Here is a 25,134-nt window from a genome sequence, read left to right as displayed (position 1 = left end):
CGGTAGCGGTCGTCCGCGGGCTGGCTCCACTCCACGCGGCGGACGAACGGGTCCTCGGGCCCGTAGTGCAGCCAGTTGGTGCGCGTCTCCGCCCCGTAGACGTCGATCACCAGCCGGCTGCTGTCCGCCCGCACCTCGAACGGGAGCCGGTCCGACACCGTGAGCCGCACGTCCACCCAGTCGCGCGAGGGCGCCAGCCGCACCGCCGCCACCGTCCCCGCCGGCAGCGGCGTCCCCGGCGGCAGCAGGCGCACCTCGTTCGCGGCCACCCACACCGTCTGCCCCTCCGCCAGCCGCACCCGGTACGCCCCCGCCCGCTCGCCGGTGATGGTGAAGCGCGTGCCGTTGGGGAAGAACCAGTGGTACGGCGTCCCCCCGCCGGGGATCGCCGTGGCGATCACCGTCCCGTCCGCCCGCTGGCCCGCCGCCACCCCCACCCGCGCCTCCCCCGCGCGCAGCACCCCCAGCGACAGCTCCAGCGGCGCGCGCACCGTGTCCGTCCCGCGCACCAGCTCGAGCATCGCCGTCCCCGCGCCGGCCCTCGGCCCCACCAGCGTGGCCGCGCCCACCTCGCGGTCGCGGGCCACCAGGGGGAGGTTGGCCGGGAACGACCCCGCGTACTCGGTGAACTCGCGCGGCCGGAGCGCCAGGTCCTGCTGGAACCCCTCGTCGCGCTCCGTCGCCACGCGCTCGGCGAGGGGGATCGAGGTGCCGTCGGGGAAGACGATCCGCGCCCGCGCCCCCGGCGTGGCCCGGAAGCGCACCTCGACGACCTCCCCCTCCGCCACCGTCACCACCCCGCGCGGCCCGATGCTGCCGGAGACGAACGCCAGCTCGCCCCCCGCCGCGGGCGCCGCCTGCCGCGCCGGGACGCGCACCGTGCGCCGGAGCGTCGCCTGCTGTCCGCTGGCCGACGCGACCACGTCGTAGACCCCGTTCGGCGGCACGGGGAGGAAGCCCAGGAACGCCCCGTTCGGCGCCACCTCGACGGCCGCGCCGTTGATGGTGAGCCGCGCCCCGCCCGTCCCCACGCTCCCGAAGATGAAGTTGCTGTCGCTCGCCGCGAGCTGCGCCCCCTCGGCCGGGTAGACCACGTCGATCGCCAGCGGCCCCGTGCGCGCCGGCACCGGCGGCAGCCCCTCCCCGCGCGGCGCCTCACCCACCGGTCCGGGCGCGGCGGCGGGCGCGGGCGCGGGCACCGGCGCCGGACGCCGCCCCGGCCCGCACGCGGCGACGAGAGAAATCACCACCGGCAATGCACGTCGAATCATCGCATCCATCCACGAACGCAACCCTGCGACGCCTCACCGAACCCGTAAAGTACCCTCTCCCGAAGTTGGGAGAGGGTGGCGACGCGGTAGCGGCGCCGGGTGAGGGCCCGAGCGGAGCCGGCCGAACGAACCGGCGCCGGGAAATGCAACGAAGGAGCCCGCGCAGGCGGGCTTTTCGCCGTCGTAGCCGCGGGTTCACCCGCCTTGGGACAGACGCCCGGACCGATGATCTCACCTCTCCGCGACCACCGGCCCCTCCGCCACCTCGCCCGTGTGCTCGGCCGCCCCCAGCGGCGCGTCGCGGTGCCAGGGCGCGAAGATCGGCAGCAGCAGGAGCCCCGGGATGCCGATCACCACGGTGAAGAGGAAGAACCCCGGCCACCCCATCTTGTCCGCGATCGCCCCCGCCGGCGAGGCCAGGAAGTCGCGCCCCGCGGCCGTCAGGCTGGAGAGCAGCGCGTACTGCGTGGCCGAGAAGCGCTGGTTGCAGAGCGCCAGCAGGAACGCCACGAACGCCGCCGTCCCCAGCCCCGCGCAGAAGTTCTCCACCGTGATGGCGCCCGTCATCACCGCGTAGTCCTTCCCGCGCAGCGAGAGCGTGTAGTAGCCCAGGTTGCTTACGATCTGCAGGATGCCGAACAGCCAGAGCGAGCGGTTGATCCCCAGCTTGGCCAGCAGCGTCCCCCCCGCCAGCACGCCCACGATGGTGGCCGCCAGCCCCACCCCGTTCTTCACCACCCCCACGTCCGTCTGCGTGAAGCCGAGGCCCTTCTCCGAGATCAGCAGCGGCGTGGCCATGTTCGCCGCGAACGAGTCGCCCAGCTTGTAGAGGACGATGAACGCCAGGATCGCGATGGCCCGCCCCGCGTGCGCGCGCTGGAAGAACTCCTGGAACGGCAGCACCACGGCGTCGCGCAGCGTCTGCGGCGGCGGCGCGCGCAGCACCGGCTCCGGCGCGATCAGGGTGCCCGCGATCCCCACCAGCATCAGCGCCGCCATGATCAGGTAGACCGTGGGCCAACTGAGCCGGTCGGCCAGGATCAGCCCCAGCGACCCCGCCAGCAGCATGGCCACGCGGTAGCCCAGCACGCCGATCGAGGCCCCCGCCCCCAGCTCGCGCTCCTCCAGCGCGTCCGCCTTGTACGCGTCGAAGACGATGTCCTGCGACGCCCCGATGAACGCGATGGCGATGGCCGTGGCGGAGAGCAGCCGGAGCCCCTTCGACGGGTCGTGCAGCGCCATCGCCGCGATGGCGAGCATCAGGAGCACCTGGAGGAGGAGGAGCCAGCCGCGCCGGCGCCCCATGAACGGCGGCGTGTAGCGGTCCATGAAGGGCGCCCACAGCCACTTCCAGGTGTAGGGGAACGAGATGAGGCTGACGAAGCCCAGCGTGGCCAGGTCGATCCCCTCCACCGAGAGCCAGGCCTGGAGGGTGTCGCGGGTGAGGAGGAAGGGGAGCCCCGACGCGAAGCCGAGCAGCAGCATCGCCGCCATCTTGCGCTGTCCGAACATGCGGAACAGCGACGGGGACCGGTGCTCGCGAACCGCGGTGTCGTCGGCCAAGGTCATCCCCTCCCCTCGTCAGGAACCCGCCCCGCCGTTTGCAAAATCAGTGCGAAGTGCGAGGTGCGAGGTGCGAAGTGCGAAAGCGCGCACACCCGACGGATGTCGTCCCGACGGGTGCGGTAGCAACCCGGGGGATCTACTCGGCGTTGCTGGTGGGTCGCGAGTCGACAGGGACCCTGATGCCACCAACCGGTTACTCCGCAGTCCACACGAATCCAGTGTCAGGGGAGAAACGCACCTTCCCCGAGCTCTTCATCCAGATCGACCGGAATTCCTTCGACCAGTTCGCGCGCACTGGCGACGACGTCCGGATCCAGCGGCCGGATCAGTTCCGGATGCGCGACCATCTCCCGCTCCAAGAACGCAAGGTAGGCCTGGAGCACGGGATCGTTTTCGAGCGCGCCGGCCTCTTCCGAGCAGGACATACGATCCTCGGTTCCCGTGCAGATGCTCGTACAATCGGAAATTCCCGTAGGGGCGAGGCATGCCTCGACCGGCGGATGCCAGCCCCTGTGCTGCAGGCGGCCACTCGCGCCGAGGCCACCTGTCTTCGGACTCGCATGCTCGCCCCTACGGAACACCTCGCGCTGACAAGGCTGCGAAGCGATCTGCGCGGTCCGAAGAACATCAACGACCTGCAACCAGTCGCCTAGCGGTCGAACCCCGTCGCGAAGCCGGCCATCCCACCCGTCTCCCCCAGCAGCCACGCGGCCACGGCCTCCTGCATGATCGCCTCGCCGCCCCAGGCGGCCAGCAGGTGGCGCGGCTCGGGGACCTCGTTCGCCAGGCGCGGGTGGCTGAAGAGGAGGAGGGTGGCGTCGGGCGCCTCCGCCGCGATCTCCCGCACCCGCGCGCGCGCCGCGGCCGAGATGCCGGGCCGCCCCTTCCAGGCGCGGATGTCGGAGTAGAGCGTCACCAGCGGCGCGCCGCCGTCCGACAGCTCTACCCCCGCGCGCCGGAGCGCCGCGGGAAAGGCGTCGCGCGGGTACGGCGGCCACGGCCCGCCCGCGTCGTCCTCGATCTCGAGCAGCCGGACCGGGCCCCGGGGCAGCCGCGGCTCCCCGCGGCAGACGCGCAGCGAGCGCACCGCGATCTCCAGCGCCCAGCGGCGGTCCTCCTCGCGCCCCACCTCGCCCGCCGCGGGGCCGCGGACGCGCTCCGCGGCCGCCGCGATCCGCGCCGCCGCGTCCTCCACCCGCGCGCGCGGGAGGCGCCCGTCCTCCACCGCCCGCTCCACGCCGCGGATCACCGCCTCGGCGTCCTGCGGGTAGAGGAGCGCGTCGCAGCCGGCCGCGATGGCCAGCACGGCCGCGCCCGCCTCGCTCCCGCCCTCGGTGAGCCCCTCCATGATCATGGCGTCGGTCACCACCAGCCCGCCGAAGCCCATCTCCCCCCGCAGCACGCCGCCCAGGATGCGGGGCGAGAGCGTCGCCGGCAGCTGCGTGGGATCGAGCGCCGGATAGGAGACGTGCGCCGTCATCACCGTGTCGGCGCCCGCGTCGATGGCCGCGCGGAAGGGGCGCAGGTCGTCCTCCAGCGCCTCGCGCGGCACCGCCACGGTGGGGCGCTCCGCGTGCGAGTCGCCCACCGTGCGCCCGTGCCCGGGGAAGTGCTTGGCGCACGAGAGCGCGCCCCCGCGCCGGCACCCGCGCACCCACGCCGCCACCTGCGCCGCCACCTCGCCGCTGTGCGTCCCGAACGCGCGCACGCCGATGATCGGGTTCTCCGGCTCCAGGTCCACGTCCGCCACCGGCGCGTAGACCCAGTTCACCCCCAGCGCGCGCGCCTCGCGGGCCGTCAGCTCCCCCGCGCGCTCCGTCACCTCCGGGTCGCCCAGGAAGCCGATGGCCGCGGCCGGGGGCAGGGGCGTGGCGCCGCGGAACTGCTGCCCCGCCCCGCGCTCCAGGTCGCTCGCCACCAGCAGCGGGTGCGGGGAGCGGCGGTGCAGCTCGGCCGTGAGCCCGCGCACCGCGTCCGCCTCCCCGCCGAAGAGGATGAAGCCGCCGACGCCCAGCTCCAGCCCCCGCTCGATCGTCTCCCGGAACCCCTCGAATCCAGACTCGGCGCTCCACCTCAGCGCCGGCAGCAGCAGACGCGCAACGTTCACCGCCCCACTCCTCTCCTCGTCCGATCAGGATCGATCCGCCGAAATCCGGGCCCGCGCCCCCCACGCATCACCCGGTCCACCCGCGCGGCCGCGACGGCGAGCCGAAGTAGATCACCCTCCCCCGAGTGTGTCGAGAGGAGGGCGGCGAAAGACCCGTCGAACCGGATAAACCGACCGGCATTCAGCGGATGGTGCATGCGGGCATCCGTGCCGCTGCCGCGCCCGACCCACCTGCCCGGGTGAGTAGATCCTTCGGCCCTGCAACCATCCGGGCGGACGCTGGTTCCGTGTGATCGGGCCTCAGGATGACATCACTCAGCACTCACGTACTCACGTACTCACGTACTTTCGCACTTTCGCACTTCGCACTTTCGCACTCTCTCACTTCCGCACTTACCTCCGCGGCGCCCCCTCCGCCGTCGTCGGCAACGCGAACGACGTCACGTCCGGGCCGCGCAGCACGAAGCCGTCGCGCGCCTCGCCGACGACCATCACCCGCACGGGCGACGCCCCGTGGAAGCGGTCGGGGCGGATCACGGCGTGCAGCGTCCCCAGCGGCTCCGGCGTCCCGCCCCCGAACGAGGCGCGCATCACCTGGTAGTCGACCTCGGTGGTGTTGCCGAGCCCCCGCCGGCGCGACCCCGCCACCTCGCGTGCGAACACGAAGCTCTCGCTGAACGGCACCAGCCGCGGCGCGATCCCCCCCGACACCACGCGCGTCTGCCCGCTCGCCAGCTCGCGGATCTGGATCTGCCGGTCGGCCTCGAACACCACCGCGCGGCGGCGGGGGTCGAAGAACGCCGGCACCACGTCGTCCACCACCTCCACCTGCTGCGCCAGCGGCACCAGCCCCCCCTCGCCGGGGAGCTCCACCCACAGCGCCCCCACGCTCACCCGCCCCACCGTGTCGGCCTGGGCCGCGTGGAAGACGATGCGCGGCACCGTGTCGTCGCCCGCCGTGCGCAGGTCGCCGCGCTCGTTGCGGGCGAGCCGCGCCCCCCTCGCCTCGAAGAGCGTCAGGAGCTGCCGCGCCACCGTGCGCACCTGCGGGTCGTCTTCCTCCGGCAGCAGCGCGCGCAGGAGGGGCGCGTCCTCCACGTCCAGCCCCTGCAGCGCCCCCAGCCGCACGCGCGACCACGGGTCGCTGAGCGCCGCCCGCAAGGCGTTCCTGGCCTGCGGGCTGTCGGCCGCGAAGCGCTGCAGCCCCACCACGGCGGCCGCCCGCACCGGGTCCGACGTGCTGGACACCAGCAGCCGCCTGAGCACCCCCACCGCGTTGAAGCCGCGCCGGTCCGCCAGCAGGGTGATGGCGTTGGCGCGCACGTTCTCGTTCACCGAGGGGTCGGTGGCCAGGTCGATCAGCACCTCGTCCAGCTCCGGCCCCATCACCTCCAGCCGCGCCCGCTGGCGGTAGAACGCCGGGTCCGGCTCCTCCTCGTTCAGCACCCTGACGGTCTCGTAGTACAGGCGCTGGTAGCCGTAGCGCGGCGGCGGCGTGCGGCGCAGCAGCGAGGCGCACCCGCCCAGCAGCGCGAGCGCCGCGAGCGTCGCCAGCAGGCGCGCCGGGCGGCGGAGCGTGGATCGGGTGGGCAGGAGGGGCATCAGGTCGCGGGTGCGTGGATCAGGGAGCCGGCGCGGGCGCCGGGCGTCAGCGAGCCGAGGACGCGCGGCCCCGCCGCCCCCGTGGCCTCGGGGACGTTGGCGGGGATCCCGCGCAGGTGCGCCCACGCCAGCAGCGCGAACGCCACCGCCTCCTTGGCGTCGGGGTCCACCCCCAGCGCGTCGCCGCCCAGCACGGGGAGCGGCGCCAGCAGGTCGCGGATGCGCGCCATCAGCGTGGGGTTGTTCGCCCCGCCGCCGCTCACCACCACCTCGTCCACCCCGCGGGGGACCACCCAGCGCCGGTACGCGTCGGCGATCGAGCGCGCCGTGAGCTCGGTGAGCGTGGCCACCAGGTCCAGCCAGTCGCGGTCGCCCTCCGGCCGCACGGCCTCGGCCAGGCGCTCCACGAAGGGGCGGCCGAACTCCTCGCGGCCGGTGGACTTGGGCGGCGGCGCGGCAAAGTACGGGTGGGCGAGCAGCTCGTCGAGGAGCGCCGCGTCCACCTCCCCCCGCGCGGCCAGCTTCCCGTCGCGGTCGAAGGTGAGCCGCCCCCCGGTGGCGATCTCCACCGCCGCGTCGATCAGCGCGTTCCCCGGCCCCGTGTCGAAGGCGAACACGGGCTCCTGGCTCCCCTTCGGCGGCACGCGGGTGACGTTGCCGACCCCGCCGATGTTCTGCAGCGCCCGCGCCCGCCCCGGCGCGGCGAAGAGGACGCGGTCCACCCAGGGCACCAGCGGCGCCCCCTGCCCCCCGGCCGCCATGTCGCGCACGCGGAAGTCCGCCACCACCGTGCACCCCGTGCGCTCCGCGATCGTCGCCGGGTCGCCGAGCTGCAGCGTCGCCCCACGCTTCTCTTCCGTCGGGGGCCGGTGCCACACCGTCTGCCCGTGCGAGCCCACCGCGTCGACGCGCTCCGGCGCGACGCCGGCCTCCGCGCACACCTTCAGCACCGCCTCGGCCAGCCACTCGCCGACTTGCGCGTGCAGCCCGCAGAGCGCCTCCGCGCTCCCGCGCAGGATGGCGTCGTGGATGGCGGCGCGGCGCTCCTCGCCGTAGGGGAGGGTGAGCGAGTGGAGCACGCGGGCGCGCACGTCGTCCGCGTGCTCCCCCTCCACCTCCACCAGCGCCGCGTCCACCCCGTCGAGCGAGGTGCCCGACATCAGGCCCACCAGGAGCACGCCCTCACCCCTCGTGGTGCGCGGCGCGGATCGCCGACAGCACGGCCCCGTCCAGCGCCACCCCCGCCTGCAGCAGCTGGAACGCCGTCACCGGGTGCCCGGCGATCTCCGTGCGCCAGTCCCACACCTCGATCCCGCGCCGCTGCACCGCCGCGAAGTTGCGCGAGCGCATCGCCGCGAACTCGTCCACCCGCGCCCCGGCGTCCATCGCGCCCAGGCCGTCGATCCCCGCCCCGTCGCCCGGGAGCGTGCGCCGCTCGCGCATGGCCACCAGCGCCTCGGTGGTGAGCGCCTCGTGGGCCAGCAGCATGGCCAGCGGCTCCAGCAGCTCCTCCTCGCCCACCGTCCAGCGCGCGTCGGCGATCGTGTCGCGCAGGGCGCGCGGGCCCAGCTCGAAGCGCACGAGCAGGTCCTCCCACTCGGCCTCCGAGGGCGGGCGCTCGGGGAAGCCCTCGAAGCGGCCGGTCATCCGGGCCCGCGGCCCTGCAGGATCTCGCCCAGCCGGCCGCCCGCGCGCCGCAGCATCTCCGACGCCTTGCGCCGGTCGACCTCGCACCAGTGCATCACCATGGCCGTCTTCACGCTCCCCCCGGACCGCTTGAGCAGGTCGGCCGCCGCCGCGCGGTCCAGGTCCAGCGTCTCCATCAGGATGCGCTCGCTGCGGTCCTGAAGTTTCTGGTTCGTGGCCCTGAGGTCAACCATCAGGTTGCCGTAGACCTTCCCCAGCCGGATCATCGCCGCCGTGGTGACGGTGTTCAGCACCATCTTGGTGGCCGTCCCCGCCTTCATCCGCGTGGACCCGGTCACCACCTCGGGCCCCACCAGCGGCGCGATCACCACGTCGTACACCTCCAGCATCCACGGCTCGGGCGGCGTGCAGAGCAGGAAGCCCGTCTTGGCGCCGCGCTGCTTGGCGCGGGTGAGCGCCCCGTGCACCCAGGGCGTGCTCCCCGACGCCGCGATCCCGAAGGCGAAGTCGTCGGGCCCCAGCCCCAGCTCGTCGGCCCGGGCCGCGCCGTCCTCGCGGCTGTCCTCCGCGCCCTCCACGGCCCGCACCAGCGCGTCGGGCCCGCCGGCGATCACCCCCTGCACCATCTCCGGGGGCGTGCCGTAGGTGGGCGGCATCTCGGTGGCGTCCAGCACCCCCAGCCGCCCCGACGTCCCCGCGCCGAAGTAGACCATGCGGCCGCCCGCGCGGAAGGTCTCCTCGGCCATGTCGACGGCCCGGGCCACCTGCTCCAGCTGGGAGGCGACGGCGGGGGCGACGCGGTGGTCCTCTTCGTTGATCACCCGGACGATCTCCAGCGCCGAGAGGCGGTCGATGTCCGTGGTGGCGGGGTTGCGCTGCTCGGTGAGCCGGGGGTCGAGCGGGGGCTTCTGGATCATCACGCGGTGGCGAGGGGACCGGCGCGCGTGGCGCCACGGGAGCGAGTCTCCCGCCGACGCCCCAACGTGCGCGCTCCCGGGCGCGGATGCAAGAGCCCGGCCCGCTCCGAACCGCGAGGGAACAGGGGACAGGGAACAGGAGACAGCCAGCGAAGTCGTCTCTGTGCACTTCCCACCTCGCACTTCGCACTGAGCACCGTCGTTCCGCTTCGAGCGGCATTGTCGCGGCGCCAGCCGTGATGCCCCCTCCCCGGCCCTCCCCCGCTGCGCGGTGGAGGGAGACCTCATCGCGCACCCGCGGACACCCGGTCGAGGCAGGCTTCGCCTTACGCACAGATTCTCGTCCCGCCCGTCGCGCGAAGGGCCCGGGTGTTCCCCTCTACCGCGCAGCGGGGGAGGGGAGCGCGCCCTCCGGCTGCGAGGAACGAGCAGCCGAGGGCCGCGCGGGGGAGGGGGCACCCCCCATTGCCCCGCCCCCGCCCCGCCCGTCATCTTCAGGAACGCACGACAGCCCCGGATCGCGACTCTCGAAGCCGTTTCCGCTCGCTGGCCCCTGTTCCCTGTACCCTGTCCCCTGCAGTTCACGATGCCGCTCCGCCGCCTCGCGCTCCTCCCGCTCCTCCCGCTCTTCGCCGCCACCGCGGCCACCGGCTGCGCCCCCGAGCGCGACGCCTGGGCCGCCACCGAAGCGGCGGCGGCCGCCGCCGCCGACAGCGCGGTCCGCTTCCCCGCCGCGTGGGACTTCCAGCGCGACCGCGTGGCCCCCGTCCTCGCCTCGCGCGGGATGGTGGTCACCACCGACCGCGTGGCCAGCGAGATCGGCGCCGAGATCCTGCGCAGGGGCGGCAACGCCGTCGACGCCGCCGTGGCCACCCACTTCGCCCTGGCGGTGGTGAACCCCGAGGCCGGCAACATCGGCGGCGGCGGCTTCCTGGTGGTGCGCATGGCCGACGGGACCACGGCCGCGCTCGACTTCCGCGAGAAGGCGCCACTCAAGGCCACGCGCGACATGTACCTCGACGCGCAGGGCAACGTCTCCGACAGCCTGTCGCTCGTCGGCCACCTGGCGGCCGGCGTCCCCGGCTCGGTGGCGGGGATGTGGGAGGCGCACCGGCGCTTCGGCAAGCTGCGCTGGGCCGAGCTGGTGCAGCCCGCCATCGCCCTGGCCGAGGGGATCGTGGTCCACGAGCGGCTGGCGGGCTCGCTCAACCGGAACGAGAAGGAGCTGCGGCGCTTCCCGGCCACCGCCCGCATCTTCCTCCCCGAGGGCCGCGCCCCCGTGGTCGGCGAGCGGCTGGTGCAGCGCGACCTGGCCGAGACCTTCCGCCGCATCCAGCAGCACGGCGCCAACGGCTTCTACCAGGGCCGCACCGCCGAGCTGGTCGAGGCCGAAATGCGGCGCGGCGGCGGATTGATCACCCGGGAGGACCTGGCGCAGTACCGCGCCGTCTGGCGCGACCCGCTGCGCTTCACCTACCGCGGCCACACGGTGATTTCGATGCCCCCGCCGTCGTCGGGCGGGGTGACCATGGCGGAGATGCTCAAGATCCTGGAAGGCTACGACCTGCGCTCGCTCGGCTTCCTGTCGCCGCAGCACGTGCACCTCTTCGTCGAGGCCGCGCGGCGCGCCTACGCCGACCGCAACGCGTACCTGGCCGACCCCGACTTCGTGCCGCAGCCGGTGGCGCGCATGGCCTCCGACGCGTACGCCAGGGAGCGCCGCGCCACCATCCGCCGCGACCGCGCCACCCCCTCCGCCGACGTCGCGCCCGGCCTGGGCCCCGCCCCCGTCGCCGCGCGCACCGAGGGTGAGAACACCACGCACTACTCCATCGTCGACGGCCTGGGCAACGCCGTCGCCGTGACGACCACGATCAACTCGCTGTACGGGAGCCTGGTGACGGTGGAGGGCGCCGGCTTCCTGCTCAACAACGAGATGGACGACTTCACCTCCAAGCCCGGCGTCCCCAACCAGTTCGGCCTGGTGCAGGGCGCCGCCAACGCCATCGCCCCGGGCAAGCGCATGCTCTCGGCGATGTCGCCCACCATCGTGCTGGACCCGCGCGGCCGCGTGCGCCTGGTGACGGGCACCCCAGGCGGCGCCACGATCATCACCTCGATCGCGATGGCGGTCTCCAACGTGGTGGACTTCGACATGGACGTGGGCACCGCGACGGCCGCCCCGCGCCTGCACCACCAGCACCTCCCCGACACCCTGCGCTACGAAAAGGGCGGCCTGGAGCCCGCCACGGCCGAGGCGCTGCGCCGGATGGGCCACGTCGTCGCCGAGCGCACCGGCTACCAGGGCGACGTGCAGTCCATCATCCTCCTCCCCGGCGGCTACCTGGCCGGCGCAGCGGATCCGCGGCGCGGCGGCGCGGCGGTGGGATTCGGCGAGGTGCGGCGGGTGGTGCAGTAGGAGCCCCCCACTCCATCGAGTGGCTGGAAGCGTAGCGCCCCCGCCGGAATCCGGCGGGGGCGCTCCATTCTCGGCGAACCCGGGTTGAACCGATCACGCGGGTCCCGGCGCGCTCGTGCCCTTACTCCGCCGGCTCGTTCCGGCAGTACGGCGCCACCGTGTTACACTGCTGCTGGTTGGTGTTGCAGTGGTTCGTCCGGCAGCCGTTGCCCGGCGTGCAGAACTCGGTCGGCGCCGTGTCCTCGTTCGCCTGCACGGTGCCGCGCAGGTCGCCCTCCGCCTCGATGGCGAAGCTCTCCACCTGCAGGGCGTCGAGGTCGAGCGCGAGCTTTCTCATGGTCGTTACTCCGTTCGGGAGAGGTCTGCCCGGACGTCGTGCGGCCGCGGCGGCCGGGCGGGTGGCGAGCGAAGGCCGCAGGTCGGGGGACGGCCGGGCACCGGCCCCCGGTTCGGAGCCCGCCGGATCAGCAGTAAGGCTCGACCGAGTTACAGTAGTAGGGATCGATCGAGTTGCAGTCCTCCTGGGTGTCGCAGGTCTTGGTGGGACATCCGAACTTGCTGCACTGCATCTCGGTGGGCAGCGTGTCGTCGTGAGCGTGCACGGTGCCGCGCGGATCGCCCTCCGCCTCCACGGTGGCGAAGCTCATCACCTGCAGCGATTCCGGGTCGAGCGCGAGCTTTCTCATCAGCCGTCCTCCGTCGCGAAAGGTCCGTCCGGCGGCCGCGCGGAGCACGGGCGCCGAGCGGTGGGGTGAGCGGTGGCGCGGTCGCATCTCGACCACGGGTGCGCCTCCCACCTTCGCTCGCGGTGGCGTCAAAGTCAAGGAACACCCTGTGCGCCGACGATCGACCGTCTGCACATCCACCGCCAGCGTCGTCATGTGTTGCGATACCATCCTCGCCGCCCCTGGCATCCGTCAGACGAAATGGACAGGGACGCGAACAGCGAGGATAGCGGAACAGATCCAGGCATGTTACCTTCAATCTGGACATCCTGATGGAGACGGGGAGATGAACCCGGGACCCGACATCACCGTGTATGCGCCCGACCGCGGAGTTCTGCTGGTCGCGGAAGTCACGACGGAGAAAGGAACGTCGCCCGAATGGGCCGCGGAGCTCCGAAGCGAGCTGCTGCAGCACATGCCGATCGTGGGGACTGCGCCATACTTCCTGATCGCTGTGCCGAGCCATTTCTTCGTCTGGCGGACGGACCGCCCGCACGACGCCGATGCACTGCCGGATTACGTCGTGGACGCGCGTCCGTTCCTGGGCAGGGTGGTCGACCTGGACCGCGTTTGCCTCGATAAGGTCACTCGACTCAGCCTCGAGATGATCGTAGCCACCTGGCTTCAACTGCTTACCCGTGCGCGCAGGAACGGCCAACTGCCCGACGAGCGGCAGGAGTGGCTCCTCGAATCGGGGCTGCTCGACACGATCAAGGGTGGCTCGGTGAGGCTGGCGGAAACGGCATGATCGTCTACGTGGAATCGAACTTCGTTCTGGAGCGCGCGCTGGTCCGGGACGAGCACGAGGCGTGCGACCGACTGCTGGACCTGGCCCGTGCCGGCCGCGTCCGCCTGCTTCTTCCGGCATTCAGTGTCGGCGAGCCGTACGAAAGCTGGGTCCGGCGCTCGCGGCGCCGGTTGGAAGTGAGCAGCCAGCTCGCCGACGAGCTCGAGGAGCTCAGCAGATCGAAGCCCTACGAGAAGTCCGTCCAGGAGATGCAGACGGTCGCCACCCTGCTCACGTTGAGCAGAGACGAGGAGAAGGCTCGCCTGGACGAGGCGATCAAGACGACGCTCGACGTCGCGGAATTGATCCCCATCGATGCGGAAGTGGCGCGCTCGGCGGTCTCGGTGCAGCACGAAACCGGCCTTTCTCCGCAGGATGCCATCGTCTACGCATCGGTTCTCCGGCACCTGGCGGCGGCGGAAACGGGCGACAAGTGCTTTCTCACCAAGAACACGCGCGACTTCTACAAGCCCCGGATCCGCGGCCAGCTCGCCGGCCACGGCTGCAGGCTGCTGACGAGGTTCAGCGATGGCCTGGGCTTCATCGAGAGCCGCTGATCGGGATTACGATAGCGGAGCGCCCCCGCCGGCGAACCCGGCGGGGGCGCTCCGTCTCTCTTCTGCCCGCGGCTACTGCTCGCGCCGCACCGACACCGGGCCGTCCAGGCGGATGGTGGCCGTGGAGCCGGCGTCGATCACGCGGTCCACCTTGGCGGTGGCGATGGCGACGCCCGTGCCCGCCGCCGCGCCGATCGCCGCGCCCGCCAGCGTCGAGCCGCGGTCGCCGCCGAGCACGCGGCCCAGCACCGCGCCCACCGCCCCGCCGCCGGCCACCTTCGCCGCCGTCTCGCCGCCGCTGGTGCGGTTCACGCGGCGCACCGTCGGCGCACCCACCACCGTAGCGCGGATCGGGTGGCTCTCGCCCTCGTGCGAGATCGAGGTGAAGTCCAGCGCCAGTTGGCCGCCCTCCGTGCTCACCACGCGCCCGCGCACCGTGGCGCCCGCGGGGATCACCACGCGCCCCAGCTCGTCCGTCAGCCCGTCGCTGAGCGTGGCGGTGAAGGTGGAGCCGGCGCCGTCCTCCAGCGCGCTGATCTCCTCGTCGATCCGCACCGCGAAGGTCTGCCCCGCGGCGGCCGTGCGCGTCGCGTACCGCGGCGCCTCGGGCTCCGCCGGGCGCGCCGGCTCCGGCTCGGGCGCGGGGGCCGGCGCCGGGCGCTCGACGCGGCGCGGCTCCTCGCGGCGGCGCACGGTGGGCGCCTGGCGCCTGGGCTCCGGCGCCGGGGGCGGCACGAACGCCGGCAGCTTGGGCGCGGGCTCGTCGGCCACGGGCACGTCCTGGAGCGCGGGCGCCGGCTGCGAGTCGGCCTGGAGCGCCAGGTTCAGGTCGCGCTCCAGCGCCTCGTTCTCGATCGCCCGGCGGGCGGAAGTGTCCCCCGCGTCGCCCCCGCAGGCGACCAGCAGGGAGGACAGGGGAAGCGACAGCAGCAGGGCCGCCGCGAGCGTGCGCCTGGTCATGGGACTGCTCCGATTTGGCGTGGTGGCTTGAAGAACGGACGTCCGGGGGGTTATCGTCCGGCTCCCCCTCCCCCGGTCCGGCCCGGCTGGGAGGGGGCAACGCCCGTGCCTGCGCGGTGGTGGTACACAGCCGGACGAACGGCGGGCGATGCGAGGGTGGCGTCAGGCATTTTGCTCCACTCGCCGTCCACCAGAAAGATCGAGTAGATCCCTCGGGTCGCTACCGCCCCTCTCGGGATGACATCCGTCGAGTTGAATTCGTTCACTGTTCGACCGGATTCGGAATGAAGAACCTGAAGGCGCTCCTCCCCTACCTGGCCCGCTACCGCCGGCCGATCTCCTGGGGGCTGGTGATGGTGGTAGCCTCCGGCGCGGCGGGCGTCGCCAGCGTCGAGTTCGTGATGGACGGCGTCGACGCGCTCGGGCGCGCGGGCGTCGGCCGCGAGCTCGTCTTCCGCTACGCCGCGCTCTCGGTGCTCTTCGCCGTGCTGGGCGGCGCCGCGCGCTACGGGATGCGCGAGATCCTGAACGGCGTCTCGCGCCGGGTGGAGACCGACCTGCGCGACGACTTCTTCGCCCACCTGATGCGGCTGGACGCCTCGTTCTACGCGCAGCACCCCACGGGCGAGGTCATGAGCCGCGCCACCAACGACATCCAGGCCGTGCGCATGGTGGCGGGGCCCGCGTACATGTACCTGGTGCACACCGTGGTCTTCGGCACCATGGCCGCCGTGCGCATGGCGCTCATCGACCCGTGGATGACGCTGTGGTCGCTCCTGCCGCTGGTGGCGCTGCCCCCCGTCACCATCGCCTTCGGCAACCTCATCCACCGCCGCTTCGAGAAGATCCAGGACCAGCTCGGCATGGTCTCCACCTTCGCGCAGGAGAACCTGGCCGGGCAGCGCATCGTCAAGGCCTACCGCCAGGAAGACGACCAGACCCGCCGCTTCCGCGCCCTCTCGCGCGAGTACATGGACCGCAACGTCGACCTGGCCCGGACGTCGGGCTTCTTCTACCCGCTCCTGGGGCTCCTGGGCGGCGTGGCGACGGCCGTGGCGCTCGGCATCGGCGGGCGCGCCATCATGCGCGGCGCGCTCAGCGACGGCGAGCTGGTGGGCTTCCTGATGTACCTGGCCCAGCTCATGTGGCCGATGATCGCGCTGGGGTGGGTGGTGAACCTCTTCCAGCGCGGCGCCGCCTCCATGGGCCGCGTCTCGCGCGTGCTCCAGGCGGAGCCGGCCATCGTCTCGCCGCGTGACCCGCGCACCCCCGCGCTCGTCAGGGGCGAGGTCGAGTTCCGCGACGTCTCCTTCCGCTACCCCGGCACCGAGCGCCGGGTGCTCAGCGGCGTCTCGCTCACCATCCCCGCGGGCTCCACCGTGGCCGTGGTCGGCCCCACCGGGAGCGGGAAGTCGACGCTGGCCGCCCTGCTGGTGCGGCTCTACGACCCCACCGAAGGCGAGGTGCGGCTCGACGGCGTGCCGCTCCCCGAGTGGGAGCTGGAGCGGCTCAGGAGCGCCATCGCGGTGGTGCCGCAGGACACCTTCCTCTTCTCCACCACCATCGCCGACAACCTGGCGCTGGGGTTCGACGAGGCGGACGAGGGCGAGCGGCTGGCGCGCATCCGCGACGCCGCCAAGGTGGCGCGGCTGGACGCCACGGTGAGCGAGTTCCCCGGCGGCTACGACACCCTGCTGGGAGAGCGGGGGATCAACCTGAGCGGCGGGCAGAAGCAGCGGGCGGCGCTCGCCCGCGCCCTCGCCCGCGACGCGGAGGTCCTGGTGCTCGACGACGCGCTCTCGGCGGTGGACACGCACACCGAGCACGAGATCCTGGAAGGCCTCAGGGACGTGCTGAGGGGCCGCACCAGCGTGATCGTGAGCCACCGGGTGACGGCGGTGATGCACGCCGACCTGATCCTGGTGCTGGACGACGGGCGGGTGGCGGAGCGAGGCACGCACGAGGAGCTGCTGCGCCTGGGCGGGGTGTACGCGGCGCTGCAGCGCAGGCAGCTCCTGGCCGAAGAGGTGGAAGGGGACGATCTCCTTGCCGCCTCCCCGGGCGGGGTCTAGATTGTGGCTTCCATCCGTTCCCTCGCAGCCCAAGAGATGTCCGACCTTCGACTTTGGGTACAGGGCGGCCGGGAGGCCGAGGCCCGGCTCCGCGAGGTGCTGGTGCGGGAAGGCTTCCGGGTGGTGGAGCCGCCGAAGGCGGAGCCGGCCGGCGCACCCTCCCTGGTGGTCGAGCCCGAGGGCGCACCCGTGTCGGGCGCGCCCTCTTCGCGCGAGGTGGGGCGGCGCATCGAGGAGCTGGAGCGCAACATCCTGGAGCTGCGCAACCTCGACGTCGCAAAGAGCCAGTTCCTCACCAACGTCTCCCACGAGCTGCGCACCCCGCTCACGGCAATCGTCACCTACGGCGAGGTGCTGCGCGACGGGCTGCTGGGCGAGATCACCCCGCGCCAGAGGGACGCCATCGAGTCGATGATCGGCTCGTGCCGGCAGCTGCTGGGGATGATCGAGGAGATCCTCACCTACGCCCGCACCAACGCCCAGGCCATCAACCTGCAGCCCTCCGAGTTCGCCATCGGCGAGGTGGTGCGCTCGGTGCACGAGATGAACGCCTCGCTGATCGAGCGCAAGGGCCTGGGCTTCGCCGCCGACCTCGACCCCGGGCTGCCGCTCGTGCGCGCCGACCGCGACAAGGTGGCGCACGTGCTGGGCAACCTGCTGGGCAACGCCATCGACTTCACCCCCGACGGCGGCAGCGTGCACGTGGTGGCCCGCCGCTCGCCGGGCGGCCAGGGGTGGCTGGAGGTGGGGGTGGAGGACACGGGGATCGGCATCGACCCCGCGCACCACGAGCTGATCTTCCAGGAGTTCGCCCAGGTGGACGCCAGCCGCGCCCGCATCCACCACGGCACCGGGCTGGGCCTCGCCATCGCGCGGCAGTTCGTGCGGCTGCACGGCGGGCGGATCTGGGTGGAGAGCGAGCTGGGCCGGGGGAGCCGCTTCTACTTCACGCTCCCCACCGTGGAGGTGAACGGCGGCGCGGGCGAGCCGGCCGGCGCCGAGGTGGCCGCGGAGGCGGGCGAGCCGGCGTGACGGAGCCGGGCCGGCCGCTGGTGCTGCTGGTGGAGGACAGCGACGCCGTCCGCGCGGCGTTCACCATCCTGCTGGAAGAGAGCGGCTACGCGGTGGCCGCCGCCCCCACCGGCGCCGAGGCCGTGCGCCTGGCCGCCGAGCGCCCCCCCGACCTGGTGCTGCTGGACCTGGGCCTCCCCGACATGAGCGGGGTCGACGTGGCCCGCCGCCTCAAGTCCTCTCCCGAAACCGCCGCCGTCCCCGTGGTCGCCCTCACCGGCCGCGACGACGACGCCGAGCGCGCCGCCCTCCTGGCCGCCGGCGGCGCCGCCTACCTGGTCAAGCCCGTCGACACCCAGGCCCTCCTCCGCGCGCTGCCGGGGTACATCGCGGCGCGCTGAGCCGCCGTCGCCCTCGTTCCCGGGAGGAGAATGCCGCGCGCCCTCCTTCGCCGGGAGCCCGGCTGCCCGGCCTCGCTGGACGGCTTCCTCCGCCGGCCGGAGGCGACCGCCGCCTGGTGTCTCCCGCGCGCGAACCCGGCCGATCCACGGGGCAGTCTCCGCCACGACCGCCTGCGCCCCCCGCCCGCTGTCGCAGGGCTGCTTCGCCGCCCTCGGGCACGTCGCGTCCAGCCGGAACCGAAGCTGGCGCGCGACCGGCGCCTCTTCCCGGCGGAGGTGCGCGCGCCAGCGGGTTGACACCGGCCGGGCGTTTCCTCTAGCTTCGGGAAGATGTCCCGAACGTCCGACTCCGACTTGCCATGAGCGTCCGCCGCGTCCGCAGCCTCCGTCGATTTAGCCGCCCCCGGGCCCCGGCCGGGTGGCGGGAGGCGCGCGTGCGTACGCGGTAGCGGCGCGGCCGCTCCTCTCCGGCGTGCTCCACGGGCACGCCCCCCGGCCTCCGGGCCCGGGGGGCGTTTTCGTTTGCCCGTCGCCCGGCGGAACGCTTCCGCCGGGCCGTCCACGCGATTCCCGGAGAGGAAATACCATGCGTCCCACGCTCCTGTCTGCCGAGGCGCTTGAGCGCGCCCTGCGGCTCCGCGACCTGACCGACCCCTCGCACGGCCCGCACGCCCTGCAGCTGCTGGTGGAGCGCGCCACCGCCGCGCTCGCCCGGGCCTGGGGGTGCGCCGTCCGCGTGCACCGCGCCCACCCCGTGGTCACCATCGCCGACAACTACGACCGGCTGCATTTCCCGCCCGACGGCGCCTCGCGCGACGCCCGCTACACGCGCTACGTGAGCGAGGCCACGCTGCTGCGCACCCACACCAGCGCCATGGTGCCGGCCGCCCTGCGCCGGGCGGCCGCCGAGGCGCCCGCCGACCTGCTGGTGGCCTGCCCCGGCCTGGTGTACCGGCGCGACCAGATCGACCGCCTGCACACCGGCGAGCCGCACCAGCTGGACCTCTGGCGCATCGCCGCGCGGCCGCTGGGCCCGGTCGACCTCGGCGAGATGATCGGCGCCGTGGCGGCCGCCCTCCTCCCCGGCGCCGAGGTCCGCTGCAAGGCGTCGCCGCACCCCTACACGGTGGACGGGGTGGAGATCGAGGCGCGCGCGGGCGGCGCCTGGGTGGAGATCGGCGAGTGCGGGCTGGCTCTCCCGGCCATCCTGCGCGAGTCGGGGCTCCCGGGGCGCTACACGGGCCTGGCGATGGGGCTGGGGCTCGACCGCCTGCTGATGCTGCGGAAGGGGATCGACGACATCCGCCTGCTGCGCGCCGACGACCCGCGCGTCGCCGGGCAGATGCTGGACCTGGAGCCGTACCGCCCCGTCTCGCGCCAGCCGCCCGTCCGCCGCGACCTGTCGGTGGCGCTCCCCGCCGACGTCACGCCCGAGGAGGTGGGCGACCGCGTGCGGACGGCGCTGGGCCCGCGCGCCGAGAGCCTGGAGGCGGTGGAGGTGCTCTCGGAGACGCCGTACGACCGGCTGCCGCCGGCCGCCCGCGATCGCATCGGCATCGGCCCCGGCCAGAAGAACGTGCTGGTGCGCGTGGTGATCCGCGACCTGGCGCGCGCGCTCACCCGCGACGAGGCCAACGCGCTGCGCGACGACGTCTACGCCGCGCTGCACCAGGGCGGCGCCTGGCAGTGGGCCACGCCCGGCCGCGGCGCCGCGGCCGCGTGAGTCGGGCGCCGGGCCGCGCCGGGCGGGGAGAGGCCGCGTCCGGCTCCTCTTCCGCCCGCGATCGCGAGTGCCTGAAGACACTCGCTGGAACCACGGAAAGCCTCGCGAACCCCGCGAGGCTTCAACGGCGCACCCCATTCTCCTCCGCGGCCGGTTTCGTCGCGCGAAGCGCCGAAGTCCCTCCCCCAGGCTGTTTTGGGGGAGGGACAGGCGCCTCAGGCGCCAGGGAGAGGGCCCTGCGCGGGAGCTCGCCGCCGCAAGGTGTGCTTCTTGCCCCTCCGTCCCAGCTGACCGAGAACGGGAGCGCTTGCAGGGAGGGGAAGATGGCCGGGAGAGCGACGTTTCGCGGGCGGGCGGCGGCGTGCGCGGCGGCGGCCGCGGTGTGCGCGCTGGCGGCGGGGTGCGCCACCAACCCGGTGACGGGGCAGCGGCAGCTCGCGCTGATCTCCGAGGCGCAGGAGATCCAGCTGGGGCAGCAGGCCTCGCAGGAGGTGGCGCAGCAGCTGGGGCTGGTGGAGAACCAGGCGCTCCAGCAGTACGTGCAGCGCGTGGGCGAGGAGCTGGCGCGCGGGTCGGAGCGCCCCAACCTCCCCTGGACCTTCCGCGTGGTCGAAGACCCCACCCCCAACGCCTTCGCGCTCCCCGGCGGGTACATCTTCGTCACCCGCGGGATGATGGACCTGATGGACTCCGAGGCCGAGCTGGCCGCGGTGCTGGGGCACGAGATCGGGCACGTCACCGCGCGCCACTCCGTCACCCAGCTCAGCCGCGCCCAGCTCGCGCAGCTCGGGCTGGGGCTGGGGTCCATCTTCTTCCCCAGCGCCGCCCAGACCTTCGGCGGGCTGGCGCAGACCGGGATGCAGCTCCTCTTCCTGCGCTACGGCCGCGACGCCGAGCGGCAGGCCGACGAGCTGGGCTTCCGCTACGCGCTCCGCGAGAGCTACGACGTGGGCGAGATGGACGACATCTTCGCCACCCTCATGCGCATCGGCGAGGCGTCGGGGCGGAGCCAGCTCCCGTCGTGGCTCGCCAGCCACCCGGCCGAGCCCGAGCGCATCCGCGCCGCCCAGGCGCGCGCCGACACGGTCACGCGCAGGCCGCTGGCGCTGCGGCGCGAGGAGTACCTGAACCGCATCGACGGGCTGCTCTACGGCGAGAACCCGCGGCAGGGCTACTTCCAGAACGGCGTGTTCCTGCACCCGGACCTGCGCTTCCGCATCGACTTCCCGCAGGGGTGGCGCACGCAGAACCTCCCGCAGTCGGTCAACGCGCTCGCCCCGCAGCAGGACGCCGTCCTCCAGCTCACCCTGGCGCAGGGCGCCAACGCCGAAGACGCCGCGCGCCGCTTCCTCTCGCAGCAGGGGATCCGCCCCGGGCAGGCGCAGCGCCAGGCGATCAACGGCAACCCGGCCGTGGTCTCGTACTTCCAGGCGCAGACCCAGCAGGGGGTGATCACGGGAATGGCCGGCTTCATCGAGTACGGCGGCCGCACGTACCAGGTGCTCGCCTTCACCCCGGCGCAGCGGTTCGGGCAGTACGAGCCCGCCTTCCGCCGGGTGATCGGCAGCTTCGCCGCGGTGAGCGACCCGGCGGTGCTGAACGTGCGCCCCAACCGGGTGGACGTGGTGCGCACCACGCGGTCGATGACGCTGGCCGAGTTCAACCGCCAGTATCCCTCGGTGATCCCGCTCCCCGAGCTGGCGATCCTGAACCAGGTGGAGAACGAGTCGTCCGTGCTCCCCGCCGGCCTCGTCAAGCGCGTGGTGCGCGAGTAGGTTTTCGCCTGGGGCCGCCCTCGCGGGGTTGCGGGCGGCTGAAGCCGCGGCAACAACGGCAGGAAGCCTCGCAAACCCTGCGAGGCTTCAACCGCAGCGGCGCCGCCCCGGTGCAGCCGGCGCGGCGCCACGAAGGTTCAGGAGCGTTACTGCCGCACCAGAGGTAGCGCTGGTGCACGGCAGGCAGCCTCGCAGCCTCCGCAGGAGGCTTCCTGCCGTTGTTGCTGCGGCTTGAGCCGCCCGGCGCGATCCCACCCCCTCATCCCGTCCCGCCATGGAAGCAGAGGCCCCTGCCGCGCTCGACCGCGCGAGCGACGTGCGCCCCGGCGAGGAGCTGGACGCGGGCGCGCTGGCCGCGTACCTCCGCGCGCGCCTGCCGGGCGCGGACGGCCCGGTCGAGGTGCGGCAGTTCCCGCGCGGGTTCTCGAACCTCACCTACCTGGTGCGGGTGGGGGAGCGGGAGATGGTGCTGCGCCGCCCGCCCTTCGGCGCGAACGTGCGCGGCGGGCACGACATGGAGCGCGAGCACCGCGTGCTGGCGGGGCTGCACCCCGTGTGGCCGAAGGCGCCGCGCCCCCTCCTCTACTGCGCGGACCCGGAGGTGGTCGGCGCCCCGTTCTACCTGATGGAGCGCGTCCCCGGCGTGATCCTGCGCGACCGGCCGCCCGCGGGCGTGGCGCTGGACGCCGATACGATGCGCGGCGTCTGCCTGGCGCTGGTGGACACGCTGGCCGAGCTGCACGCGGTGGACTGGCGCGCGGCCGGGCTGGAGGGGCTCGGCCACCCGGAGGGCTACGTCCAGCGGCAGGTGGAGGGCTGGGCGGCGCGCTGGGAGAAGGCGAAGACCGACGCGGTGCCGGAGATGGACGCGGCCGCCGCCTGGCTCTCCGCGCACCGGCCGCCCGAGTCCGGCGCGGCGCTCATCCACGGCGACTACAAGTACGACAACCTGGTGCTGGACCCGGCGGACCTGACCCGCGTGCGCGCCGTGCTCGACTGGGAGATGGCCACCCTCGGCGACCCGCTGATGGACCTGGGCACCACGCTCGGCTACTGGAGCGAGCCCCGCGACCCGCCCGAGCTGAAGATGTTCGGCCTCACGCACCTCCCCGGCAACCTGGACCGCCAGGGTGTGGCCGAGCGCTACGCGGCGGCCACGGGGCGCGACGTGTCGGGCGTGGTCTTCTACTTCGTGTACGGCCTCTTCAAGGTGGGCGTCATCTGCCAGCAGATCTACGCCCGCTTCCGCGCCGGCAAGACGAAGGACCCCCGCTTCGCCGGCCTCCTCCACGTCGTGCGCGCCTGCGGGCGCATGGCGGGCGTGGCGATCGAGCGGGGTCGGGTGAGTGGGTGAGGACGAAGCCGAATCGCCGGCCTACGCACCCGAGCCGGGCGGCTGAAGCTGCGGCAACAACGGTGAGAAGCCTGCCTTCGCAGGCTGGTTCGGTGCGGGGATTGGCTTCAGCGCGGGCAGACTGCATTCAGGGCGCGAAGCGCGCGGGCGCAGCCCGCTAGTCCGCGCAGGCGGACTTCGTGTGGTTGTTGCAGCGGTTTCAACCGCCCCGGTGCTCGGTTCCCGCTACATGCCGCGGCAGGCGCAGCGTGAACGTCGAGCCGGCGCCGGGCTCGCTCCGGGCGGTGAGGTCGCCGCCCATGCGGCGCGCCAGCTCGCGGCTGATGGCGAGCCCTAAGCCCGTGCCCTCGGTGGGGCGGTTGAGCGCGCGGCCCACCTGCACGAACGGCTCGAAGATGCTCTCCACCTTCTCCGGCGCGATGCCGATCCCCGTGTCGTGCACGTGGACCAGCACCACGTCGTCCGAGGGTTCCGCGTCCATCGTGATCCGCCCGCCGGGCTCGGTGAACTTCACCGCGTTGGAAAGGAGGTTCAGCAGCACCTGCTGCAGCTTGTCGCGGTCGGCCCACGCCGCCACGTCGCCCGCGGGCGGCGAGACGTCGAGCGAGAGCCCCCGCGCGCCCACCTGAGGGAGCACCAGCGCCCGCGCGGCCTGCAGCGCCTCCCCCACCGGCACCGCCTCCAGCTCGTAGGAGACGGCCCCCGCCTCCACGCGCGTGTAGTTCAGCACCTCGTTGATCAGCCCCAGCAGGTGGCGCTCGCTCTCCTGGATGCGGCGGACGCCGTCGCGCTGGCCGTCGGTGAGCGGCCCGTAGATCCCCAGCTCCATCAGCTCCGCGTAGCCGGCGATGGCGTTCAGGGGCGTGCGCAGCTCGTGGCTCATCACCGCCAGGAACTCGCTCTTGGCGCGGCTGGCCTCCTCGGCCTCCTCCTTGGCGCGCCGCAGCGCTACTTCCGCCTCCTTGCGCTCGGTGATGTCCTGCCCGCTGCCGATCAGCCGCACCGCGCGCCCCTGCTCGTCGGTGGCCACGCGCCCGCGCCCGTGCAGGTAGCGCACGGCGCCGTCGGGGCGCACGATGCGGTGGTCGAAGGCGAAGGGGCGCCCGTCGGCGCGCGCCCGCTCCACCGCGCGGCGGATCGTCTCCTGGTCTTCCAGGGGGACGCACGCCAGGAAGCGCTCGTAGGTGACCTCGCCCGTGGCGGGGTCCAGCCCGTAGATGCGGTACAGCTCCTCGGACCACCGCAGCGCGCCCGTCTCCAGGTCCCACTCCCAGCTGCCGATGTGGGCGATGCGCTCGGCCTGGCGCAGGAGCGCCTCGCTGCGCTGCAGGGCCTCCTCGGCGCGGCGGCGCTCGGTGACGTCGACGTTCACGCCCACCATGCGCAGCGGCCGGCCGTCTTCCGCGTACTGGAACTCGGCGCTCCCCTCGATCCAGCGCACCTCGCCGTCGGGGCGGCGGATGCGGAAGGCGAAGTCCATCTCCCGCTCGCCGCGCGCCATGGCCGCGGCCATCGCCTCGCGCATGCGGGCCTCGTCCTCGGGGAGCACCCGGGCCGTCCACCCCTCGATGGTCCCCTCGAAGGTGCCCGGCTCCAGGCCGAAGAGGCGCTCCTCCTCCTCGGTCCAGGTCAGGCGGCCGGTGGGGACCTCCCAGTCGAAGGTGCCGATCCCCGCCGCGCGCTGGGCCAGGCGCAGGCGCTCCTCCTGCTGGGCCAGCGCCTCCTCGGCCCGCTTCTGCTCGGTGAGGTCCACGTGGGTGAGCACCACCCAGGCCACCCGGCCAACCTCGTCGCGCACCGGGTAGAAGTAGCCCTGCGTCCAGACGGTGCGCCCCTCGCCGGTGGTGGAGACGTGCGAGATGTCGTAGCGCACGGGCGGCGTCGCCACCGTCTCGCCCGCGAAGGCGCGCCGCACGGCGGGGAGCGCGCCCTGCCGCTCCAGCTCGGGGTCGGTGAGCACCGAGTACCCCGGCGGGGCGGTCTCGAGCGTGACCCCCCAGAGCCGCTCGAACGCCGGGTTCACCGCCAGGATGCGCCCCTCGGCGTCGTAGAGCACGCTGCTGAACGGCGACGCGTCGAAGAGCGCCTCGGCCAGGGCCGGCGTCATCACCGGCCGCCGCGTGGGCGTCGTCTCGCCGCTCGTCGTCCGCGGGCCTGCGCTTTCGTCGGTGTCCACGGCGGGAAGCGTCCTGGGGACGGGGAAGGGGAGCGCGCGGGGAGGGGGAGCATGGAAGGTTGAT

The 25,134-nt window shown here is 73.6% G+C and carries 21 protein-coding genes; 9 read left to right on the top strand and 12 right to left on the bottom strand.

The window, feature by feature from the left end:
- From VF746_02470 to murQ, 8 genes are all read right to left on the bottom strand, one after another.
- On the bottom strand, positions 1-1,250 hold a 1,250-nt coding region (locus VF746_02470; protein ID HEX8691280.1), incomplete at its 3' end, for a hypothetical protein.
- Positions 1,251-1,502: 252 nt separating this feature from the next.
- Entirely contained in the window at positions 1,503-2,840 is a 1,338-nt protein-coding gene (locus VF746_02465; GenBank protein ID HEX8691279.1) for an MFS transporter, read from the bottom strand.
- A gap of 218 nt (positions 2,841-3,058) precedes the next feature.
- On the bottom strand, positions 3,059-3,262 hold the full coding sequence (locus VF746_02460; protein ID HEX8691278.1) for a type II toxin-antitoxin system PrlF family antitoxin: 204 nt from the start codon (positions 3,260-3,262) through the stop codon (positions 3,059-3,061).
- Between the two features lie 224 nt (positions 3,263-3,486).
- Positions 3,487-4,944, bottom strand: coding sequence for a glycoside hydrolase family 3 N-terminal domain-containing protein (locus tag VF746_02455; protein HEX8691277.1), 1,458 nt, complete (start codon positions 4,942-4,944; stop codon positions 3,487-3,489).
- Between the two features lie 393 nt (positions 4,945-5,337).
- A complete protein-coding gene (locus tag VF746_02450; protein HEX8691276.1) occupies positions 5,338-6,546 on the bottom strand; it encodes a HEAT repeat domain-containing protein in 1,209 nt (402 codons plus the stop codon).
- A complete protein-coding gene (locus VF746_02445) occupies positions 6,546-7,724 on the bottom strand; it encodes an anhydro-N-acetylmuramic acid kinase (protein ID HEX8691275.1) in 1,179 nt (392 codons plus the stop codon). Before VF746_02445 ends, VF746_02450 begins: the two co-directional genes overlap by 1 nt.
- A gap of 4 nt (positions 7,725-7,728) precedes the next feature.
- Positions 7,729-8,193, bottom strand: coding sequence for a hypothetical protein (locus VF746_02440; GenBank protein ID HEX8691274.1), 465 nt, complete (start codon positions 8,191-8,193; stop codon positions 7,729-7,731).
- Positions 8,190-9,110 (bottom strand): N-acetylmuramic acid 6-phosphate etherase, encoded by a 921-nt coding sequence (murQ, locus tag VF746_02435; GenBank protein HEX8691273.1) that lies wholly within the window; start codon positions 9,108-9,110, stop codon positions 8,190-8,192. The genes VF746_02440 and murQ overlap by 4 nt, the downstream gene beginning before the upstream one ends.
- A gap of 586 nt (positions 9,111-9,696) precedes the next feature.
- Between murQ and ggt the strand changes: the two genes are divergently transcribed.
- Positions 9,697-11,529, top strand: coding sequence for a gamma-glutamyltransferase (gene ggt, locus VF746_02430; GenBank protein ID HEX8691272.1), 1,833 nt, complete (start codon positions 9,697-9,699; stop codon positions 11,527-11,529).
- Positions 11,530-11,650: 121 nt separating this feature from the next.
- On the opposite strand, the gene VF746_02425 is transcribed toward ggt, so the two are convergent.
- Both VF746_02425 and VF746_02420 read right to left on the bottom strand, forming a co-directional pair.
- A complete protein-coding gene (locus tag VF746_02425) occupies positions 11,651-11,866 on the bottom strand; it encodes a hypothetical protein (protein ID HEX8691271.1) in 216 nt (71 codons plus the stop codon).
- Positions 11,867-11,993: 127 nt separating this feature from the next.
- Positions 11,994-12,215 (bottom strand): hypothetical protein, encoded by a 222-nt coding sequence (locus VF746_02420; GenBank protein ID HEX8691270.1) that lies wholly within the window; start codon positions 12,213-12,215, stop codon positions 11,994-11,996.
- 325 nt (positions 12,216-12,540) lie between these two features.
- Here VF746_02420 and VF746_02415 point away from each other — a divergent pair, with 325 nt between their 5' ends.
- Positions 12,541-13,002 carry a hypothetical protein gene (locus VF746_02415; protein HEX8691269.1) on the top strand — a complete coding sequence of 154 codons (462 nt, stop codon included), beginning with the start codon at positions 12,541-12,543 and terminating at the stop codon, positions 13,000-13,002.
- Entirely contained in the window at positions 12,999-13,598 is a 600-nt protein-coding gene (locus VF746_02410; protein ID HEX8691268.1) for a hypothetical protein, read from the top strand. Before VF746_02415 ends, VF746_02410 begins: the two co-directional genes overlap by 4 nt.
- Positions 13,599-13,670: 72 nt before the next feature.
- Here the strand turns inward: VF746_02410 and VF746_02405 are convergent, their stop codons facing one another.
- On the bottom strand, positions 13,671-14,558 hold the full coding sequence (locus tag VF746_02405) for a hypothetical protein (GenBank protein HEX8691267.1): 888 nt from the start codon (positions 14,556-14,558) through the stop codon (positions 13,671-13,673).
- A 284-nt stretch (positions 14,559-14,842) separates the two neighbouring features.
- Between VF746_02405 and VF746_02400 the strand changes: the two genes are divergently transcribed.
- The 6 genes from VF746_02400 to VF746_02375 all read left to right on the top strand — a co-directional run bounded on the left by VF746_02400 (position 14,843) and on the right by VF746_02375 (position 22,894).
- The gene (locus tag VF746_02400; protein HEX8691266.1) at positions 14,843-16,630 is read left to right on the top strand and encodes an ABC transporter ATP-binding protein; all 1,788 of its coding nucleotides are present in this window, start codon (positions 14,843-14,845) and stop codon (positions 16,628-16,630) included.
- Positions 16,631-16,666: 36 nt separating this feature from the next.
- Positions 16,667-17,662, top strand: a complete 996-nt coding sequence (locus VF746_02395) for a HAMP domain-containing sensor histidine kinase (GenBank protein HEX8691265.1) — start codon at positions 16,667-16,669, stop codon at positions 17,660-17,662.
- Positions 17,659-18,042 carry a response regulator gene (locus VF746_02390; protein HEX8691264.1) on the top strand — a complete coding sequence of 128 codons (384 nt, stop codon included), beginning with the start codon at positions 17,659-17,661 and terminating at the stop codon, positions 18,040-18,042. Before VF746_02395 ends, VF746_02390 begins: the two co-directional genes overlap by 4 nt.
- A gap of 586 nt (positions 18,043-18,628) precedes the next feature.
- Positions 18,629-19,765 (top strand): hypothetical protein, encoded by a 1,137-nt coding sequence (locus VF746_02385; GenBank protein HEX8691263.1) that lies wholly within the window; start codon positions 18,629-18,631, stop codon positions 19,763-19,765.
- Positions 19,766-20,088: 323 nt separating this feature from the next.
- Entirely contained in the window at positions 20,089-21,540 is a 1,452-nt protein-coding gene (locus VF746_02380) for a M48 family metalloprotease (GenBank protein HEX8691262.1), read from the top strand.
- Between the two features lie 274 nt (positions 21,541-21,814).
- A complete protein-coding gene (locus VF746_02375; GenBank protein HEX8691261.1) occupies positions 21,815-22,894 on the top strand; it encodes a phosphotransferase family protein in 1,080 nt (359 codons plus the stop codon).
- Between the two features lie 199 nt (positions 22,895-23,093).
- On the opposite strand, the gene VF746_02370 is transcribed toward VF746_02375, so the two are convergent.
- Positions 23,094-25,070: a PAS domain-containing protein gene (locus tag VF746_02370; GenBank protein ID HEX8691260.1), complete on the bottom strand. Its 1,977-nt coding sequence runs from the start codon at positions 25,068-25,070 to the stop codon at positions 23,094-23,096.
- Positions 25,071-25,134: the final 64 nt, after the last annotated feature.

It is taken from the genome of Longimicrobium sp., assembly GCA_036389795.1.
Lineage (GTDB): Bacteria > Gemmatimonadota > Gemmatimonadetes > Longimicrobiales > Longimicrobiaceae > Longimicrobium.
The sequence above is the reverse complement of the archived record's forward strand: the minus strand, read 5'-3'. Positions and strand labels throughout refer to the sequence as shown.

What these genes read in the sequence shown, in the direction of transcription:
- VF746_02465 (HEX8691279.1), bottom strand. Translation starts at nt 2,840, where the DNA reads ATGACCTTGGCCGACGACACCGCGGTTCGCGAGCACCGGTCCCCGTCG.
- VF746_02460 (HEX8691278.1), bottom strand. Translation starts at nt 3,262, where the DNA reads ATGTCCTGCTCGGAAGAGGCCGGCGCGCTCGAAAACGATCCCGTGCTC.
- VF746_02400 (HEX8691266.1), top strand. Translation starts at nt 14,843, where the DNA reads ATGAAGAACCTGAAGGCGCTCCTCCCCTACCTGGCCCGCTACCGCCGG.
- VF746_02420 (HEX8691270.1), bottom strand. Translation starts at nt 12,215, where the DNA reads ATGAGAAAGCTCGCGCTCGACCCGGAATCGCTGCAGGTGATGAGCTTC.
- VF746_02385 (HEX8691263.1), top strand. Translation starts at nt 18,629, where the DNA reads ATGCGTCCCACGCTCCTGTCTGCCGAGGCGCTTGAGCGCGCCCTGCGG.
- VF746_02425 (HEX8691271.1), bottom strand. Translation starts at nt 11,866, where the DNA reads ATGAGAAAGCTCGCGCTCGACCTCGACGCCCTGCAGGTGGAGAGCTTC.
- VF746_02395 (HEX8691265.1), top strand. Translation starts at nt 16,667, where the DNA reads ATGTCCGACCTTCGACTTTGGGTACAGGGCGGCCGGGAGGCCGAGGCC.
- VF746_02405 (HEX8691267.1), bottom strand. Translation starts at nt 14,558, where the DNA reads ATGACCAGGCGCACGCTCGCGGCGGCCCTGCTGCTGTCGCTTCCCCTG.
- VF746_02380 (HEX8691262.1), top strand. Translation starts at nt 20,089, where the DNA reads ATGGCCGGGAGAGCGACGTTTCGCGGGCGGGCGGCGGCGTGCGCGGCG.
- ggt (HEX8691272.1), top strand. Translation starts at nt 9,697, where the DNA reads ATGCCGCTCCGCCGCCTCGCGCTCCTCCCGCTCCTCCCGCTCTTCGCC.
- murQ (HEX8691273.1), bottom strand. Translation starts at nt 9,110, where the DNA reads ATGATCCAGAAGCCCCCGCTCGACCCCCGGCTCACCGAGCAGCGCAAC.
- VF746_02450 (HEX8691276.1), bottom strand. Translation starts at nt 6,546, where the DNA reads ATGCCCCTCCTGCCCACCCGATCCACGCTCCGCCGCCCGGCGCGCCTG.
- VF746_02410 (HEX8691268.1), top strand. Translation starts at nt 12,999, where the DNA reads ATGATCGTCTACGTGGAATCGAACTTCGTTCTGGAGCGCGCGCTGGTC.
- VF746_02415 (HEX8691269.1), top strand. Translation starts at nt 12,541, where the DNA reads ATGAACCCGGGACCCGACATCACCGTGTATGCGCCCGACCGCGGAGTT.
- VF746_02375 (HEX8691261.1), top strand. Translation starts at nt 21,815, where the DNA reads ATGGAAGCAGAGGCCCCTGCCGCGCTCGACCGCGCGAGCGACGTGCGC.
- VF746_02440 (HEX8691274.1), bottom strand. Translation starts at nt 8,193, where the DNA reads ATGACCGGCCGCTTCGAGGGCTTCCCCGAGCGCCCGCCCTCGGAGGCC.